This window comes from Streptomyces sp. AC512_CC834 (assembly GCF_019049325.1).
Lineage (GTDB): Bacteria > Actinomycetota > Actinomycetes > Streptomycetales > Streptomycetaceae > Streptomyces.
This window is the reverse complement of record NZ_JAGMUO010000011.1, coordinates 240,964-258,874: the sequence shown is the minus strand read 5'-3', so window position 1 is coordinate 258,874 and position 17,911 is coordinate 240,964. Positions and strand designations below refer to the sequence as shown.

At 72.4% G+C, this 17,911-nt stretch carries 11 protein-coding genes; 3 read left to right on the top strand and 8 right to left on the bottom strand.

Features of this window, described 5'->3' with window-relative positions; translation table 11 throughout:
- On the bottom strand, positions 1 to 647 hold a 647-nt coding region (locus KUM40_RS02990; protein ID WP_217162459.1), incomplete at its 3' end, for a maltotransferase domain-containing protein.
- Positions 648 to 1,017: 370 nt separating this feature from the next.
- On the opposite strand from KUM40_RS02990, the gene KUM40_RS02985 reads away from it, so the two are divergent.
- Positions 1,018 to 3,636, top strand: a complete 2,619-nt coding sequence (locus tag KUM40_RS02985) for a glycosyltransferase family 1 protein (RefSeq protein ID WP_217162457.1) — start codon at positions 1,018 to 1,020, stop codon at positions 3,634 to 3,636.
- A 100-nt stretch (positions 3,637 to 3,736) separates the two neighbouring features.
- Here the strand turns inward: KUM40_RS02985 and KUM40_RS02980 are convergent, their stop codons facing one another.
- From KUM40_RS02980 to KUM40_RS02950, 7 genes are all read right to left on the bottom strand, one after another.
- Positions 3,737 to 4,246 carry a DUF1990 family protein gene (locus KUM40_RS02980; protein WP_217162455.1) on the bottom strand — a complete coding sequence of 170 codons (510 nt, stop codon included), beginning with the start codon at positions 4,244 to 4,246 and terminating at the stop codon, positions 3,737 to 3,739.
- A 70-nt stretch (positions 4,247 to 4,316) separates the two neighbouring features.
- Complete coding sequence (locus tag KUM40_RS02975) at positions 4,317 to 5,966, bottom strand: M4 family metallopeptidase (protein WP_217162454.1); 1,650 nt, start codon at positions 5,964 to 5,966, stop codon at positions 4,317 to 4,319.
- Positions 5,967 to 6,303: 337 nt separating this feature from the next.
- Positions 6,304 to 8,373, bottom strand: a complete 2,070-nt coding sequence (locus tag KUM40_RS02970; protein ID WP_217162452.1) for a M4 family metallopeptidase — start codon at positions 8,371 to 8,373, stop codon at positions 6,304 to 6,306.
- A 289-nt stretch (positions 8,374 to 8,662) separates the two neighbouring features.
- Positions 8,663 to 10,432 (bottom strand): ABC transporter ATP-binding protein, encoded by a 1,770-nt coding sequence (locus KUM40_RS02965; RefSeq protein WP_217162450.1) that lies wholly within the window; start codon positions 10,430 to 10,432, stop codon positions 8,663 to 8,665.
- On the bottom strand, positions 10,429 to 12,279 hold the full coding sequence (locus KUM40_RS02960) for an ABC transporter ATP-binding protein (protein WP_217162448.1): 1,851 nt from the start codon (positions 12,277 to 12,279) through the stop codon (positions 10,429 to 10,431). Before KUM40_RS02960 ends, KUM40_RS02965 begins: the two co-directional genes overlap by 4 nt.
- Complete coding sequence (locus tag KUM40_RS02955) at positions 12,276 to 14,150, bottom strand: ABC transporter ATP-binding protein (RefSeq protein ID WP_217162446.1); 1,875 nt, start codon at positions 14,148 to 14,150, stop codon at positions 12,276 to 12,278. Before KUM40_RS02955 ends, KUM40_RS02960 begins: the two co-directional genes overlap by 4 nt.
- Positions 14,147 to 16,069, bottom strand: a complete 1,923-nt coding sequence (locus KUM40_RS02950; RefSeq protein WP_217162444.1) for an ABC transporter ATP-binding protein — start codon at positions 16,067 to 16,069, stop codon at positions 14,147 to 14,149. The genes KUM40_RS02955 and KUM40_RS02950 overlap by 4 nt, the downstream gene beginning before the upstream one ends.
- A gap of 149 nt (positions 16,070 to 16,218) precedes the next feature.
- Between KUM40_RS02950 and KUM40_RS02945 the strand changes: the two genes are divergently transcribed.
- Positions 16,219 to 17,121 (top strand): ABC transporter ATP-binding protein, encoded by a 903-nt coding sequence (locus tag KUM40_RS02945; RefSeq protein ID WP_217162442.1) that lies wholly within the window; start codon positions 16,219 to 16,221, stop codon positions 17,119 to 17,121.
- On the top strand, positions 17,118 to 17,897 hold the full coding sequence (locus tag KUM40_RS02940) for an ABC transporter permease (protein ID WP_217162440.1): 780 nt from the start codon (positions 17,118 to 17,120) through the stop codon (positions 17,895 to 17,897). The genes KUM40_RS02945 and KUM40_RS02940 overlap by 4 nt, the downstream gene beginning before the upstream one ends.
- Positions 17,898 to 17,911: the final 14 nt, after the last annotated feature.

Here is a 17,911-nt window from a genome sequence, read left to right as displayed (position 1 = left end):
TACCAGGCGCCGTACAGGGCGCGTTCGCGTTCCACGAGCAGGGGCAGCGGGTCGGAGCTGGTGACCAGCTCCCGCAGCGGATGCCCGGCCAGCACCGCATCCACCTGGGGCGTCAACGCCGCCGCCAGGCGTGAGGCGGCCGGCCTGCTCTCGTCCCGCAGCGCGTCGACGGCGGCCAGCAGTTCACGCCGCTCCTCGCTCCCGGGCACGTCCGCGGCGGCACGCTCGTACAGCCGCGCGCCCTCCTCCAGGACCAGCTCGGTGTCCATGCCCGCCGGGATCTTGATCCGCGCGTGATGCCGCCAGGTGGTGACCGGATCGCCCCACGCCTCCACGGTGTACGACCACGGTCCGGGCTCGCCAGCGGTGACGGTGGCGCCCCAGCGGTCGGTGCCCGGGGCCAGTTCGCGCATCGGTGTCCAGGGGCCCGGCCGGCCCCGCGGATCTCTGAGGACGACATTGGCGGCGACCGCGTCGTGTCCCTCCCGGAACACGGTCGCGGAGACCTCGAACGACTCGCCGGTGACGGCCTTGGCCGGCCTGCGCCCCCGCTGGACGACCGGGCGGACGTCCAGGACGGGGATGCGCCCGACGACGGTGGTGTTGCTGTCCGCGGGGGATGCTGACGAGTGGTGCGTTGCGGGCATGACCGCTCCTGTCCGCGTCAACGTGGGTGGGCGGATGGCTCTGGGGAGGTGGGTCCTGCGAGGTGCGTGCGGGGCGTACCGCAGGAGCCTTCCCACACTCTTCGGGTGGGCAATCCGGCACTTTGTCAACTACTCACGCGTATGTCGACAAGGTGACACACACGGCGATCTGACCGTCGTTTTCCCGGCTGCCGCTCCCGCAATCAGCGTTCGTCGCGACATGTGCAGCTTTCCTTGTGGGCCGAACTGTCACAAGAAGGCTGACGGGGAAAGATCCGGCCATATCGACACGCCGTGCGTGTCGCGACCTGCCCGGCGGATCAGGTCGAAGGCCCCAACACGGGACACATCACGCGGTAACGTCGTCAGGGTGAAGGCGATTCGTCGACTGACCGTCCGTCCCGTTCTCCCCGACCCCCTCCGGCCGCTCAGTGATCTGGCCCGGAATCTGCGCTGGTCCTGGCATCCGGAGACCCGCGATCTCTTCCAGTCCGTCGACCCCGAGTGCTGGAGCGCGTCCGGTCGCGACCCGGTACGGCTGCTCGGCACCGTGCCGCCCGCACGCCTCGCGGAGCTGGCCGAGGACCGGCGTTTCCTGCGCCGGCTGACCGCGGTGGCCGACGACCTCGACCACTACATGACCGGTGACCGCTGGTACCAGGCCCAGCCCGGCCGACTCCCCGCCGCCGTGGCCTACTTCTCGCCCGAGTTCGGCATCACCGCCGCCCTGCCCCAGTACTCCGGCGGCCTCGGCATCCTGGCCGGCGACCATCTGAAGGCGGCCAGCGACCTGGGTGTGCCGCTCGTCGGCGTGGGCCTGCTCTACCGCCACGGCTACTTCCGCCAGTCCCTGACCCGGGACGGCTGGCAGCAGGAGCACTACCCCGTCCTCGACCCCCACGAGCTGCCCCTCGTCCTCCTCAAGGAGACCGACGGCACCCCCGCCCACGTCGCCCTCGCGCTGCCCGGCGGCCGGGAGCTGCGGGCCCGCGTCTGGCTGGCCCAGGTCGGCCGGGTACCGCTGCTGCTCCTCGACTCGGACGTCGAGGAGAACGACCTCGGCGAACGCGGCGTGACCGACCGGCTGTACGGCGGCGGCAGCGAGCACCGGCTCCTCCAGGAGATGCTCCTGGGCATAGGAGGTGTCCGGGCGGTACGGACGTACTGCCGGCTCACCGGCCACGCCGCGCCGGAGGTGTTCCACACCAACGAGGGTCACGCCGGCTTCCTCGGTCTGGAGCGCATCGCCGAACTCTGCGACGAGGGCTCGGAGTTCGGCTCCGCCCTGGAGGCGGTACGGGCCGGCACCGTCTTCACCACCCACACGCCGGTCCCGGCCGGTATCGACCGCTTCGAGCGCGAGCTGGTCGCCCGCCACTTCGGCCCCGACTCCGAACTCCCGCGCATCGACGTCGAACGCGTCCTGCGGCTCGGCATGGAGACCTACCCCGGCGGCGAGCCGAACCTCTTCAACATGGCCGTGATGGGCCTGCGCCTGGCCCAGCGCGCCAACGGCGTCTCCCTGCTGCACGGCGGGGTCAGCCGCGAGATGTTCTCCGGACTGTGGCCCGGCTTCGACGCCGACGAGATGCCGATCACCTCCGTCACCAACGGTGTGCACGCCCCGACCTGGGTGGCACCCGAGGTCTTCCGGCTCGGCGCCCGGCAGATCGGCGTGCAGCGGGCCGAGGACGCGCTGGCCGTCGGCGGCTCGGACCGCTGGGACTCGGTCGCCGACATCCCCGACCAGGACATCTGGGAGCTGCGCCGCACCCTGCGCGAGCAGCTCGTCGAGGAGGTGCGGGAGCGGCTGCGTGCCTCCTGGCGGCAGCGCGGCGCCGGGACGGCCGAACTGGGCTGGATCGACGACGTCCTCGACCCGGACGTGCTCACCATCGGCTTCGCCCGGCGCGTCCCGTCGTACAAGCGCCTCACGCTGATGCTGCGCGACCGAGACCGGCTGACGGAGCTGCTCCTGCATCCGGAGCGGCCGATCCAGATCGTCGTCGCGGGCAAGGCGCACCCGGCGGACGACGGCGGCAAGCGGCTGGTGCAGGAGCTGGTGCGGTTCGCGGACGACCCGCGGGTGCGGCACCGCATCGTGTTCCTGCCGGACTACGGCATGGCGATGGCGCAGAAGCTCTACCCCGGCTGCGACATCTGGCTGAACAACCCCCTGCGCCCGCTGGAGGCGTGCGGGACCAGCGGCATGAAGGCGGCGCTCAACGGCTGCCTCAACCTGTCGGTCCTCGACGGCTGGTGGGACGAATGGTTCCAGCCCGACTTCGGCTGGGCGATCCCCACCGCCGACGGCGCGGGCACCGACCCCGACCGGCGCGACGCCATAGAGGCCGCCGCCTTGTACGACCTGCTGGAACAGCGGATCACCCCGCGCTTCTACGAGCGCGGCGCGAGCGGGCTGCCCGACCGGTGGCTCGAGATGGTCCGCAAGACCCTCAGCCTGCTCGGGCCCAAGGTGCTGGCCGGCCGCATGGTCCGCGAGTACGTCGAGCGGCTCTACGCCCCCGCCGCCGAGGCACATCGCGCGATGGACCCGGACTCCGCTCGCGGGCTCGCCGAGTGGAAGGCTCGGGTGCGGGCGGCCTGGTCCGGCGTGAGCGTCGACCACGTGGAGACGTCCGCCGCCACCGCCAGCGCCGAACTGGGCACGACGCTCGGGCTGCGGGTGCGGGTGAACCTCGGCGACCTGGCGCCTCAGGACGTGGAGGTGCAGGCGGTCTCCGGCCGGGTGGACTCCGAGGACCGGATCACCGACGCGGCGAAGGTGCCGCTGAAGCCGGTGGGCGGCCCCGACCTGGAGGGCCGCTGGGTGTACGAGGGCCCGCTCGCCCTGGACCGCACCGGCCCCTTCGGCTACACGGTCCGCGTCCTGCCCGCGCACCGGCTGCTGGCGTCCGGCGTGGAGACCGGCCTGGTCGCGGTGCCCTCGGGCGACCTGGCGGAGGCGGCGGGGCTGCTGATGCGGTGAGCGCCTGGGCGGTGTCGGGGCAGTGCCTGGGCGGTGCCGGGGCATTGATGAGGCGGTGCCGGGGCGGTGCCTACCCGGTGCCCAGCCGGTGCCTGGGCGGTCAGTCCTCCTCGTCGCCGCCGCTCAGCCGCCGCAGGACGGTGCCGCAGCGGCGGGCGTAGGCGTGCTGGAAGGCGCGGGCGGCCGGTCCGCCGGCCTTGGCGTACCACTTGGCGGGGCGGCTGAAGGCGGACACGGTCAGCCAGACCGTGCCGTCGCCCGTGCGGTCGACCACGAAGGCCTCCTCGCCGGACTCGGGGTGACCGGGCAGCGTGCCGTAGGCCAGGCCCGCCCGGCGCGGTTCCTCGAGGGTCCACACCACCCGGCAGGGCGCCTTGATCATTCCGGCGAGGGTGACGGTGACGTCGACGTCGGGCGCGGCACGCTCCGCGCTCACGTCGATGCCTACGCCCAGCTCCCGGTGCATCTCCCAGGTGAGTACGGCCTCGACGGCCCGCTGGAAGACCGGTTCGCCCTCCCCCAGGCGGGTGCGTACGTGCATGGGGCGGAAGCCGGGCGGGCAGTGGCCCTGCTCGCGGGTGGCGCCGACGTCGTCGTACGTGAAGGACATGGGTCCCAAGAGTAGGGCGGCACCCGGGAACCGCTGGTTCCGGGTGCCGCCCGCCGTGTGTTGGTGCCAGTCAGCTCACGTTGATCGCGGTCCAGGCCGCGCCCACCGTCTTGTACTCGGTGCTGTCGGCGCCGTACAGGTCGGAGGCCGCGCTCAGGGTCGCCGCGCGGGCGTCCCCGTAGTCGGTCGTCGACGTCATGTACTCGGTCAGCGCCTTGTACCAGATCTGCAGCGCCTTGGCGCGGCCGATGCCGGTGACGGTGGAGCCGTCGGAGGTCGGGGAGTCGTAGTCCACCCCGTCGACCGTCCGCGCCCCGCTGCCCTCGGACAGCAGGAAGAAGAAGTGGTTGGCCGGGCCCGAGGAGTAGTGCACGTCGACGTCGCCGAGGCCGGAGGACCAGTAGTCCTTGGACGCGCCGTCCTTGCTGGGCTCGTCCATGTAGCGCAGCGGGGTGCCGTCGCCGTTGATGTCGATCTGCTCGCCGATGAGGTAGTCGCCCTTGTCGGCCGAGTTGTTGGCGAAGTACTCCACGCCGGTGCCGAAGATGTCGCTGGTCGCCTCGTTGAGGCCGCCGGACTCGCCGCTGTAGTTGAGGCCCGCGGTGTTGGAGGTGACGCCGTGGCTCATCTCGTGCCCGGCCACGTCCAGCGACGTCAACGGGTTGGTGTTGCCCGTGCCGTCGCCGTACGTCATGCAGAAGCAGGCGTCGGACCAGAAGGCGTTGACGTAGTCGCTGCCGTAGTGGACGCGGGAGTAGGCGGCCTTGCCGTCGTTCTTGATGCCGTTGCGGCCGAAGGTGTCCTTGTAGAAGTCCCAGGTGACCTGCGCGCCGTAGGCGGCGTCGACGGCGGCGGTCTGGTCCTGGGGGTCGCTGGAGGCGGCGCCGGTGCCCCAGGTGTCGTCCGCGTCGGTGAACAGGGTGCCGGTGCCGGAGGTCGAGCGGGCCAGGTTGTACGTCTTGTGGCCGCCGCGCCCGGTGTCGTAGAGCTGGTACGAGGAGCCCGACTTGGTGGTGCCGAGCTCGACCGTGCCCGAGTACAGGCTCTTGCCTGAGCCGGTCTCGATGCCCTGGTACTCGTACAGCTTGGCGCCGGTGGCGGCGTCGGTGATGACGTGGAGTTCGTTGGGGGTGCCGTCGTCCTGGAGGCCGCCGACCACGGTCTCGTAGGCGAGGACGGGCTTGCCGTCGGCGGCCCAGATCACCTTGCGGGGCGCGGAGTCGGCCGCCGTCTTCGACGAACCGGCGTCCTTGGCGGCGCTCAGCGCCTGCTGCTCGGCCTTGGCCGCCTTGACCTTCGGCGTGACGGTGGCCACCTCGACCGAGGCCTTCGTCGCCTTGGTGACGCCCTCGGTGGCGCCGGACTTCGACCGGTGCACGACGAGGTCGCCGCCCAGGACGGGCAGGCCGTCGTAGGTGCGCTCGTAGCGGGTGTGCACGGTGCCGTCGTGGTCCTTGACCACGTCCTTGACGACCAGTTTCTCCTTGGCGCCGAGGCCTATCTCCCGGGCCGTGCCGGCCGCGCCGGCCTGCTGCTCCTGTATGAGCGCGCTGCGGGCGGTGTCCGACAGCAGCACGGGGGCGCCCGGGAGGGCCGCGGGCGCGGTGCTGTCGGCGGCGGCGTTGCCCGCGCTCAGGCCGGTGGTGAGCATCGCTCCGGCGGCGACCGCGGTGGCCAGGGCCAGCGTGGAGCGCTTGTGGCGCGCGAAGAGGGAAGACACACAAGCTCCTTCGGTGGGGGGACCCGGTCGGCGTGGGGTGTCCGGCCGGTTACTGCGAAGTAGTGCTGTGGGTGACAGAAGACTGACACCGAAGGCGCGTACATGTCAGGAGGGCGTGATGATGTTGGCCGAAAAGCGATGTCCGGGCGTGTGTTGCGGAAATGTGAAGGCCGTGTGACCTCGGTCAAGCGGCAACAAGACGGGCGTAAGTGCTTGGCAAAAAACCGGCGGACATGGAGCGGGCGAGGAGCGCACACGCGGAGGGCGCCGCTCCGGAGGAATCGAACCTCCGAAGCGACGCCCTGACTTGGGGTGGTGTGCCCACGAGCCGTCCGGCCTACGGGAAGGTCAGCCGCCAGGCGTCGATGTAGCCGGTGTCCGCCGGGCCCTGGTCCTGGACGCGCAGTTTCCAGGTGCCGTTGGCCGATTCGGAGGAGGCGTTGACCGTGTAGGTCTCGTGCACGTCCTCCGCCGGGTCGTAGCCGCTGTTCTTCAGGCGGTACGTCGACCCGTCCGGCGCGACCAGGTCGATCCGCAGGTCACCGCGCCAACTGTGCACGATGTCCACGCCCACCTGGAGGTTGCTCGGCGCGTTGCCGGCCCGCCCGGAGACCGTGAGGGACGAGGTCACCGCCGACCCGTAGTCGGGGATGTTCACGTTCGTGGTGCTCTCGACGGTGGTGCCGTCACCGGGGTCGCCGCCGTCACCGGGCCGCGAGCCGACGTTGATGCCCGCCCACGCGTTCTGCACCGCCGTGTACTCGGCGCTGTCGGTGCCGTACAGCTCACCGGTCGCCGCCAGGGTGCCGGTGCGGGCGCCCGCGTAGTTGGTGGTCGACGTGAACTTGGTGGTCAGCGCGCGGAACCAGATCTTCTCCGCCTTGGCGCGGCCGATGCCGGTGACCGGGAGGCCGTCCGAGGTGGGCGAGTCGTACGTGACACCGTTGATGGTCTTGGTGCCGCTGCCCTCGCTCAGCAGGTAGAAGAAGTGGTTCGCCGGGCCGGACGAGTAGTGGACGTCCACCCCGCCGATCCCCGAGTACCAGTAGTCCTTGGACGGGCCGTCCTTGCTCGGCTCGTCCATGTAGCGCAACGGGGTGCCGTCGCCGTTGATGTCGATCTCCTCGCCGATGAGGTAGTCACCGACGTCGGAGGGGTTGTTGGCGTAGAACTCGACCGATGTGCCGAAGATGTCGGACGTGGCCTCGTTCAGACCGCCGGACTCGCCGCTGTAGTTGAGTCCCGCGGTGTTGGACGTGACGCCGTGGGTCATCTCGTGCCCGGCCACGTCGATGGCGGTGAGCGGGTTGGAGTTGCCGTACCCGTCGCCGTACGTCATGCAGAAGCAGCCGTCCGACCAGAAGGCGTTGACGTAGTTGTTGCCGTAGTGGACCCGGCTGTACGCGCCCACACCGTCGCCGCGGATGCCGGAACGGCCGTGCACGTTCTTGTAGTAGTCCCAGGTCAGCGCCGCCCCGTAGTGGGCGTCGGCGCCGGCGGTCTCCGGGTCGGAGGAGCTGCCGTTGCCCCACACGTCGTCGGAGTTGGTGAACAGCGAACCGGTGCCGGACGAACCGCCGTTCAGGTTGTACGTCTTGTGGTTGCCGCGCGCGGTGTCGGTCAGCGTGTACGACGAACCCGAGCGGGCGGTGCCGAGCGTCACCGTGCCGCTGTACGTGGTGTGGCCGGTGCCGTTCTCGATGCCCTGGTACTCGTACAGCTTGGCGCCGGTGGCGGCGTCGGTGATGACGTGCAGTTCGTTGGGGGTGCCGTCCTCCTGGAGGCCGCCCACGACCGTCTCGTACGCCAGGACCGGGGTGCCGTTCGCCGCCCAGATCACCTTGCGCGGGGCGCGGTCGGCGTCCGGCTGCTCGGCGCCGGCGGCCTTCGCGGCCGACACCGCCTGCGACTCGGCCTTGGCGGCGGAGATCTTCGGCGTGACGGTGGCGGGCCTGATCGCCTTCGCCGTGGCCTTCACGACCTGCTCCGTCTTCCCCGCGTCACTGGCCACCACGAGGTCGCCGCCGAGGACGGGCAGCCCGTCGTAGGTGCGCTCGTAGCGGGTGTGCAGGGTGCCGTCGCGGTCCTTGGCCACGTCCCGGACGACCAGCTTCTCCTTGGCGCCCAGGCCCAGGTCGTCGGCGGTCTCCGCCTTGGTGGCGTTGGCGTCGCGGATCAGTTCGGCGCGCTGGGCCGGGGTGAGCTTGACCAGCTCGGTCCCCTTCGCGGGGGACGGTCCGGGTGCCGCGGTGGCGGCGCCGGACTGGACCGCCGTGGCGATCAGCGCGGCTACACCGGCCAGTGCGACGGCCGCGGCACGCCGGTGCGTGGCACGGCGGGAGACGGCGGGGGAGACTGCGGGGGAGGTGGTGTGGGAGGTGCGTCTGTGGGGAGTACTGCTGCTCACACTGACTCCTTCTGCGTGGCCGCGGGTCGCGCGGCCAGGGGAGACCGGTCGGCGGGTGGCCGGCCGGGCGGAACTGTGTACGCAGAAACCACGTGCTGGGAGCTGACCGCGGCACAACGCTCGTGGGGAAACTGTGGGGGCGTTGTGGAGGGCCGACGGAAGAGTGGCAGGAGAAAGCGCTACTTGTCAGGAGCGCGTCACTAAGTTGGCTGGAAATGGTTCGTTGACCGGGCGTTCACGTTCGATAAACGGAATCTTTGCTGTCCCGGTCCGGTTACTGTCCAGCCGGTCAGTAACCGGCGAGCCGCTCCCCGTGCCAGGACCCCCACAGAGCCGCGTACGCGCCGCCCGCCGCCACCAGTTCGTCGTGCGTGCCCAGCTCCGTCAGCAGGCCGTCCTCCATCACCGCCACCCGGTCGGCGTCGTGCGCGGTGTGCAGGCGGTGCGCGATGGCGATGACCGTACGGCCCTTCAGCACCGCGGCGAGCGCCTGCTCGGTGTGCCGGGCCGTCGCCGGGTCCAGCAGGGCGGTGGCCTCGTCGAGGATCAGGGTGTGCGGGTCGGCCAGCACCACCCGGGCCAGGGCCAGTTGCTGGGCCTGCGAGCCGTCCGTGGAGTGGCCCTTCGCGCCCAGCTCGGCGCCGAGGCCCTCCGGCAGCTCCCGCACCCACTCCTCGGCGCCGACCGCGGCGAGCGCGGCCCACAACCTCTCGTCCGTGGCCGTCGGTTCGGCGATGAGGAGGTTGTCACGCACCGTGCCCAGGAACACGTGGTGCTCCTGGGTGACGAGCACGACCTGGCGGCGCAGCCGCTCCGGCCCGAGATCGACCACCGGCACCCCGCCCACCGTCACCGAGCCCTCCGTCGGCGCGTCCACGCCCGCCAGCAGCCGGCTCAGCGTGGTCTTGCCGGCCCCGGAAGGACCGACGACCGCAAGCCGCTCACCCGGCCGCACGGTCAGGTCCACCCCGCGCAGCACCTCGCCGCCCCGGTCGTAGGCGTACCGCACCCCGGACACGTCGATACGGTCGTCCGCCGGCACCGCCGAGTCGTCCGTCCTCGCCCGCGGCGCGCGCGCCAGCCCCTCCACCCGGGCGAAGGAGGCGCCGCCGGCCTGGAGTTGCTCGGTCCGCATCAGCACCTCGTCGAGCGGCCCGGCGAGCTGCTGGAGGTACACGGCACAGGACACCACCACTCCGAGGCTCGCCGACCCGTGCACGTGCAGGAACCCGCCGAACAGCAGCACCCCCGCCACGGGAAGCACGTACGAGACGTCCACCGCCGGGAAGAACACACTGCGCAGGAACAGGGTGCGCAGCCGGGTGCGCCGCGAGACCTCCAGCGCCTCGCGGCTCGTCGTCACCCGGCGTTCGGCCAGCCGGAACGCCTCGACCGTACGGGCCCCCGCGACCGTGGCGGACAGGCTCTCGGCGACGTCCGAGTTGGCCGCGCCCTCGGCGAGGTAACCGGCCCGGGCCCGGCGCAGGTACCAGCGCAGCGCGAGCCAGGACGGCGTCAGCCCCAGCACCCCGACCAGGCCGAGCAGCGGGTCGAGCACGAACACCGCGGCGGTGAGGAACAGCGCCTGCACGGCGTTGACCAGCAGCTCGGGACCGGCGTCGCGCAGCGTCGTGCCGACGGTGGTCACGTCGGCGGTGCCCCGCGTCGTCAGGTCACCGGTACCCGCCCGCTCCACCACGGACGCGGGCAGCGCCAGCGCCCGGTCCACGTACCGCTCCCGCACCCGGGCGAGCGTCCGCTCTCCGAACCGGTGCCCCACGTACCGCGCCCAGCGGGCCAGCAGCAGTTGCGCGAGGGAACACAGCAGGATGGCGAGGGCCATCCGGTCCACGGCGTCGACCTCACCGCCGGCCCGCACCTCGTCGACGATCCGGCCCAGCAGCCACGGACCCGCGAGCCCGGCCAGCGCGGCCAGCGCGTTGAGCCCGAGGACGACCGAGAAGGCCCGCCGGTCGGCGCGCACGAGGTGGGCTGCCGCCCGGCGGACGTCGGTGCGCTCGGCGACGGGGAGTTGTCCCGGTGTCGGCTCCGCGGTCATCGGGCGGGCTCCTCTTCGCTCGCGGCTTCGTCGGCTTCCGCGGCGTCCTCCGCGTCCTCGGCGTCGCGTGCGACCAGGGCGCGGTATCCCGGCTCGGTGTCCAGGAGTTCGCGATGGGTGCCGGTGGCCGCGACCTTGCCGTCGACCAGGTGGTGCACGACGTCCGCGCGGTCCAGCAGGAGCGGTGAGGTGGCGGCCAGTACGGTCGTACGGCCCTCTCGGGCCCCCTTGAGGCGGTCGGCCACGGTGGCCTCCGTGTGGGCGTCCAGGGCGGAGGTGGGTTCTGCGGCGAGGAGGATTTCGGGGGCGGTCAGCAGGGCTCGGGCCAGGCGGATGCGTTGGCGTTGGCCGCCGGAGAGGTCGCGGGCCTGGGCCGCGACCGGGGTTTTGAGGCCGTCGGGGAGGCCTCGGACGATGTCTTCGGCTGCGGCGCTGTGTATGGCCTGGGTGAGATCCGCCAATTCATCTGCCCCGAGAGGTCGTTGTGCGTCTGCGGGTGCGTCGTGGCTGGTCGCGCCCACGCGGCGGAGCCGCAAATCGACACTGCCCGCGCCCCTTACCGGCATCTCCTGAGCGCCTATGACATCGCTCAGGGTGCCTGCGAAGAGGTCGGCTTCCGCGTCGGCGACCAGGATGCGGGAGCGGATCTGGGGGAGCGGGACATCGGCCAGGGGGACGTCGCCCCACGTCACGTCCGACGCGGTGTAGCGGCCCAGGCGGTCCAGTATCTCGGTGGCGTCGGACGGGCGGGACGTGACCAGGGCGGTCAGGTGGCCGGGGAGTACGCGGACTCCCGAGGCCGGGTCGTACAGGGCCGCGGGTTCCGCGGGGGCGTTGCGGGTGCCGTCGTCCGGTTCCGGCTCGAGGTGGAGGAAGGCGACGACGCGGCGGGCGGCCACCACGCCCCGGCTGAGCTGGTGGCCCATCTCGATGAGGAACGCCACCGGCCAGCCGAGCGCCACCACATAGCCGTACACCGACACCAGTTCGCCCACACTGATGTGCCCCTGCACGGCCAGCCGGGCGCCCATCCACGTCACCAGGGCCAGGAACAGCACCGGCAGTCCCACCCCGAGGGCCTGGATCCAGCTCGTCACCGCGCCGACCCGGTAGCCCTGCTCGCGCAGCCGCCCCGAGTCCCGGCGGAACGCGTCCGCGACCAGGCCCTTGCCGCCCAGCCCGTTCAGCACCCGCAGCCCGCCCGCGAGGTCGCCGATCCGCGCGGTCAGTACGGACTGCCGCTCCCGGTACTCGGTCTCCCTGCCCTGCAGGCGCCCCATGAGCGGGCCGAGCAGCACCCCGAGCACCGGCACCCCGAGCAGCACCACCAGGGCGAGCCGGGTGGACACCGACAGCATCAGTCCGCCGACCGCCGCATAGGCGACGACCGCTCCGATGCCGGGCCCCACGGCGGTCAGGGACGTGCTGATGGTCTGCACGTCGCCCACGCCGATCGTGACGACCTCGCCGGCCCCCACCTGGCCGCGCAGAGCGGCGCCGAGCCGGGTGGCGTGCCCGACGACCACCTTGACGGTGCGGAAGTTGGCGTCCATCCGGACCTTCGTCATCGTGCGGTGGCGCATCATGCCAAGACACGCGTTGACCCCGCCGACGGCGACCATGGCGCCCGTCCAGCCCGCCAGCGCGCCCAGGTCGCCGGGCTCAAGACCGTGGTCGACCGCCCGCGCCATCAGGTACGGCGTCGCCGCCAGCAGCACCATCCAGACACTGGACAGCACCGCCGCCCCCAGACACCGCGGCCACTGCCGTCCGACCAGCCACGCCAGGTACCGCCAGCCTCCCCGGCGGTCCGGGGCGCCCGGATCCTCGTACGCGTCGATCCTCATGCCAGGCTGTCCCGCCAGGCGCGGTGCAGGTCCGCGAACCGGCCCGTACCGGCGATCAGTTCGGCCGGGGTGCCGTCCTCGACGATCCGGCCGTGCTCCATCACCAGCACCCGGTCGGCGATCTCCACGGTGGAGAGCCGGTGCGCGATCACGACCGCCGTACGGCCCTTCAGCACCGTCGCCATCGCCCGCTGCACCGCCCGCTCCCCGGGAATGTCCAGCGAGCTGGTCGCCTCGTCCAGGATCAGCACCGCCGGGTCCGCGAGCAACGCCCGCGCGAACGCCACGAGCTGCCGCTGGCCGGCGGAGATACGACCGCCCCGCTTGCGGACGTCGGTGTCGTAGCCGTCGGGCAGGGCGACGACGAAGTCGTGGGCGCCGATCGCCTTCGCGGCCCGCTCGATCTCCTCCCGCGTCGCCTCCGGACGGCCGATGGCGATGTTGTCGGCGACCGTGCCGGAGAACAGGAACGCCTCCTGGGTCACCAGCACCACCCCGCGCCGCAGTTCGGGCACGGCGAGGTCGCGCAGGTCGGTGCCGTCCAGCAGGACCCGGCCCTCGGAGGGGTCGTAGAACCGGGCGAGCAGCTTGGCCAGCGTCGACTTGCCCGCGCCGGTCGAGCCCACCACGGCGACCGTCTGCCCGGCCGGGAGCGTCAGCTCGAAGCGCGGCAGCACCTCGCCGCCGGTGCGGTAGCCGAAGCTCACCGAGTCGAAGACGACCTCGCGGCCGGGGCGCTCCGCCGCCGGCGGCGGCAGCTCCTTCGGCGCGGCCGGCTCGGGCACAGTCGGCGTCTGGGCCAGCAGCCCGGCGATCTTCTCCAGCGAGGCCGCCGCCGACTGGTACGAGTTCAGGAACATGCCCAGCCGGTCGATCGGGTCGTACAGCCGGCGCAGATACAGCACCGCCGCCGCCAGCACACCGAGCGCCAGCGTGTCGTCCGCCACCCGGTAGGCACCCCACAGCACGATCCCCGCGACGGCCGTGTTGGCGACCAGCCGGGAACCGACCACGTAACGGGCCATCTCCAGCGACGCGTTGCCGTTGGTCCGCTCGTGGCGGCGGTTCAGCACCGCGAAGTCGGCTTCGCCCGCGGCCTCCCGGCGGAAGGCGCGCACCGGCCGGATGCCGTTCATCGTCTCCACGAACTTCACGATCACCGCCGCGATCGCCGTCGACCGCTGCCGGAACACCCGCCCCGCACGCCGCTGGTACAGCCGCACCAGCGCGTACAGCGGCACGAACGACGCCACCGCGACGGCGCCCAGGCCCAGGTCCAGCCAGAGCAGCAGCGCCGCGATGTACACGAAGGAGAGGATGACCGTCACCAGCTCCTGCAGGCCCTCGTCGAGCAGCTCGCGCAGGGACTCCACGTCCGTGGTGGAGCGGGAGATGAGACGGCCCGAGGTGTAGCGCTCGTGGAAGTCGACGCTCAGCGCCTGCGCGTGCCGGAAGATGCGGCCGCGCAGGTCGAGGAGCACGTCCTGGCTGACGCGCGCCGCCGCCGCGATGAAGGCGTACTGCAGTGCGCCCGCCGCCGGCGCGCACAGCAGGTAGCCGGCGCCCACCGCGATCAGCGGGCCGTGGTCGTCGTCCCGCAGCGCCGGCACGGCGTGGTCGATGGCGTACGCCACCAGCAGCGGGCCCGCCTGCACCGCCGCCTGCTGGAACAGCAGGAGCAGGGTGGTGACCGCGACGCGGGCCTTCAGGGGTGCCAGCAGGGAGCGCAGCAGGCGACCGGTCGCGCCCGGCGGGCTGGGCAGGACGTCCCGGTCGAAGAGGTCGTCGGCCGCGCGGGTGTCCGCCTCGGTCGCCGGGCCCCTGTCCTCCGGTCGTCTCCTGTCCGGCGCGGTGGCCGTGGGCGCACTCATCGGCGCTCCCCTTCCCCGGGCACCTCGTGCCCGTCGAGCCCGTTGTGCCCGTCGTGCCCGTCGAGCCCGGACATCAGGTGGGCGTACTCGGTGCTGGTGCGCAGCAGTTCGTGGTGGGTGCCGACGGCGGTGATACGGCCGTCCGAGAGCAGGGCGACGCGGTCGGCGAGCAGGACCGTGGAGGGGCGGTGGGCCACGATCAGGGCCGTGGTGTCGGCGAGGACCTGCCGCAGGGCGGCCTCCACGGCGGCCTCCGTGTGCACGTCCAGCGCGGACAGCGGATCGTCCAGGACGAGGAACCTCGGTCTGCCGGCCACCGCGCGGGCGAGCGCGAGGCGCTGGCGCTGGCCGCCGGACAGGCTGAGGCCCTGCTCGCCGACCTGGGTGCCGGTGCCCTCGGGAAGGGCGTGCGCGAAGTCGGCCTGCGCGACGGCGAGCGCCCGCCCCAGCTCCTCGGCGCCGGCGCCGTCACCGGCCCCCATCAGCACGTTCTCGCCGACGGTCGCCGAGAAGAGGGTGGGCTCCTCGAAGGCCACGGCGACCATGGAGCGCAGCTCCTCGCGGGACAGGGCGGTGATGTCCTCGCCGTCCAGCGTGATCCGTCCGGAGGTCACCTCGTGCAGGCGGGGGACGAGCGCGGTCAGCGTCGTCTTCCCACTGCCGGTCGCGCCGACCAGGGCCATGGACTCACCGGGGCGGATGTGCAGGTCGAGCCGGTCGAGGAGGGGCGGGGAGTCGGGGGGTGCGTCGGGGTAGCGGAACCGGACGTCGTGGAACCGCAGTCCGCCCGCAGCGGCACCCCGCGCCGCCGGGCCGCGCTTCCCACCGCCCCGCACCGACGCGGGGTCACCGGCACCACCCTCCGTTTCGACCTCCTCGTCCATCACCTCGAAGTACCGGTCCGTCGCCGTCGCCGCCTCCTGGCTCATCGCCAGCAGGAAGCCGATGGACTCCACCGGCCACCGCAGGGCCAGCGCCGTGGACAGGAACGCCACCAGCGTCCCCGTCGACAGCGACCCGTCCGCCACCTGCACGGCCCCGACCACCAGCGCGGCCCCGATCGCCACCTCCGGCAGTGTCACGATGACCGCCCAGATGGCCGCCAGCAGCCGTGCCTTGCGCAGCTCCGTCCCGCGCAGCGTGTGCGACAGCTCGTAAAAGGCCCGGGCCTGACTGCGGTGCCGGCCGAACCCCTTGATGATCCGGACGCCCAGCACGCTCTCCTCGACCACGGTCGTCAGATCGCCGACCTGGTCCTGCGCGCGCCGCGCCACCGCGGAGTACTTCTTCTCGAAGATGCCGCAGGTGATCATCACCGGGATGGCGGGCCCGAGGATGACCAGCCCCAGCGTCCAGTCCTGGACCAGCATGATGCCCACGCCGACGAGGATCGTCACGCCGTTGACCAGCAGGAACGTCAGCGGGAAGGCGAGGAACATGCGGAGCAGCATCAGGTCGGTCGTCCCGCGCGACAGCAACTGCCCCGAGGCCCAGCGGTCGTGGAAGGCCACCGGCAGCCGTTGCAGATGCCGGAACAGATCCGCCCGCATCCCCGCCTCGACCCCCGCCAGCGGCCGGGCCACCATCCACCGTCGCAACCCGAACAGCAACGCCTCGGCCACCCCGAGCAGCAGCAGGTACAGCGCCCCGAGCCACACGCCCGCCGGATCGCGGTCGGCGACCGGCCCGTCCACCATCCACTTCAGTACGAGGGGGATCACCAGCCCCACGCAGGAGGCCAGGATCGCCACGAACGCGGCCGTCCCCAACCGCGCGCGAACCGGCCGTACATAGGGCCACAGCCGCAGCAGGGCACGTACGGTGGAACGCTTCTCGACAGCGTCCGTGGCGGGTTGCGGGGCGGGTTGCGGGACAGGGTCAGGGGCGAGATCCGTGGCGGGTGCAGGTTTCGTGGGCATCAGCAGCGAGCCTACGGTTCACCACTGACAGAGCCCACCGAGTTTTCGCGCGCACCGGGGTCGTACGGGGGGCATCAACCGATCGGCTGATGCGCCTTCGAGCGCGTCGCCCGATGCGCCGGGCGCCCGCTTACCGGGACGCTGGCGGCATGCCCGTCATCGAAGTCACCGACCTGCGCAAGTCCTACGGCGGACGTCCCGTCGTCGACGGTGTGTCCTTCGCCGTCGAGGAGGGCGAGATCTTCGGCGTCCTCGGTCCGAACGGCGCCGGCAAGACCACCACCGTCGAGTGCGTCGAGGGCCTGCGGGTCCCCGACGCGGGACGCGTCCGCGTCACCGGCCTGGACCCCGTCGCCGACCACGAGAAGGTCGCCCGCGTCCTCGGGGCCCAACTCCAGCGGAGCGAGGTGCAGCCTAAGCTCACCGTCCGCGAGGCCCTGGAGCTGTACGCCGCCTTCTACCCGGCCCCGGCCGACTGGCGTCCGCTGGCCGAGCGGCTCGGCCTCGTCCCGATGCTGGACACCCGGTTCGCGAAGCTCTCCGGCGGTCAGAAGCAGCGCCTGTTCATCGCGCTGGCCCTGGTCGGCGACCCACGCGTCGTGGTGCTGGACGAGCTGACCACCGGCCTCGACCCGCGCGCCCGCCGCGAGACCTGGCAGCTCATCGAGGACATCCGCGCGGGCGGTGTCACCGTCCTCCTGGTCACGCACTTCATGGAGGAGGCGCAGCGCCTGTGCGACCGGATCGCGGTGATCGACCGGGGCCGGGTCGCCGCCCTGGACTCCCCGGCCGGGCTCATCCGGCGTTCGGCGGGCGCCACCGTCATCAGCTTCACCCCGTCCGAGCCGCTCGACGACACGGACCTGCGCGCGCTGCCCGAACTCGCCTCCGTCGCGTACCGGGACGGCCGCGTCACCCTGTCCGGCACGGACGAGACGGTCAACGCCGTTGTCACCCTGTTCGCCCGCGCCCGCGTCACCGCCCACCAGCTCAGGGTCACCGACACCACGCTGGACGACGCCTTCCTGGATCTCACGGAGGCCACCGCATGAAGACCGCCGCACGCGACACCGCCACACGCCACACCGCCGTCCTCGACACCGCCGTACTGAAGACCGAGCTGCGCCTGTTCCGCCGCGAACCCGGCGCCCTGTTCTGGATGCTGGTGTTCCCGACCCTGCTGCTGGCGATCCTCGGTTCCATCCCGTCCTTCCGCGAAGCCGACCCCTCCTTCGGCGGGCTGCGCCCGGTCGACGCCTACGTGCCGGTGGCCGTGCTCCTCGGCCTGACCGTCGGCGGCCTCCAGGGCATGCCGCAGGTCCTCACCGGCTACCGGGAGCGCGGCATCCTGCGCCGGATGTCCGCCACGCCGGTGCGGCCGGCGGCCCTGCTGTCCGCGCAGATGGTGGTGTGCGGCGGGGCCGCCCTCCTCTCCGCGCTGCTCGCGCTGGCGGTCGGCCGGCTCGCCTTCGACGTGACGCTGCCCGAGCAGCCCCTCGGCTACCTCCTGGCGCTGCTGCTGGCGGTGCTGGCCGCGCTCTCCCTCGGCGCCCTGCTCTCCGCCCTGTCCCGCACCACGAAGACGGCCGGCGCGATCGGCTCGGCCGCGCTGTTCCCGGCGATGTTCTGCGCGGGCGTGTGGCTGCCGGTGCAGGCCATGCCGGACCTGCTGGCCGAGATCGTGGGCTTGACCCCCTTCGGCGCCGCCGCGCAGGCCCTCAACGAGGCCGCGGCCGGCGACTGGCCGGACTGGTCCCACCTGGCGATTCTGGTGGCCTGGACGGCGCTGCTCACCTCGTTGGCCTCGCGCCGGTTCCGCTGGGAATGAGCGCGCCGATGGCC

Bases quoted from the DNA above. Each gene is read 5' to 3' on its own strand.
- KUM40_RS02950 (WP_217162444.1), bottom strand. From the start codon at position 16,069: ATGCCCACGAAACCTGCACCCGCCACGGATCTCGCCCCTGACCCTGTC.
- KUM40_RS02945 (WP_217162442.1), top strand. From the start codon at position 16,219: ATGCCCGTCATCGAAGTCACCGACCTGCGCAAGTCCTACGGCGGACGT.
- KUM40_RS02960 (WP_217162448.1), bottom strand. From the start codon at position 12,279: ATGAGGATCGACGCGTACGAGGATCCGGGCGCCCCGGACCGCCGGGGA.
- KUM40_RS02955 (WP_217162446.1), bottom strand. From the start codon at position 14,150: ATGAGTGCGCCCACGGCCACCGCGCCGGACAGGAGACGACCGGAGGAC.
- KUM40_RS02940 (WP_217162440.1), top strand. From the start codon at position 17,118: ATGAAGACCGCCGCACGCGACACCGCCACACGCCACACCGCCGTCCTC.
- KUM40_RS02980 (WP_217162455.1), bottom strand. From the start codon at position 4,246: ATGTCCTTCACGTACGACGACGTCGGCGCCACCCGCGAGCAGGGCCAC.
- KUM40_RS02965 (WP_217162450.1), bottom strand. From the start codon at position 10,432: ATGACCGCGGAGCCGACACCGGGACAACTCCCCGTCGCCGAGCGCACC.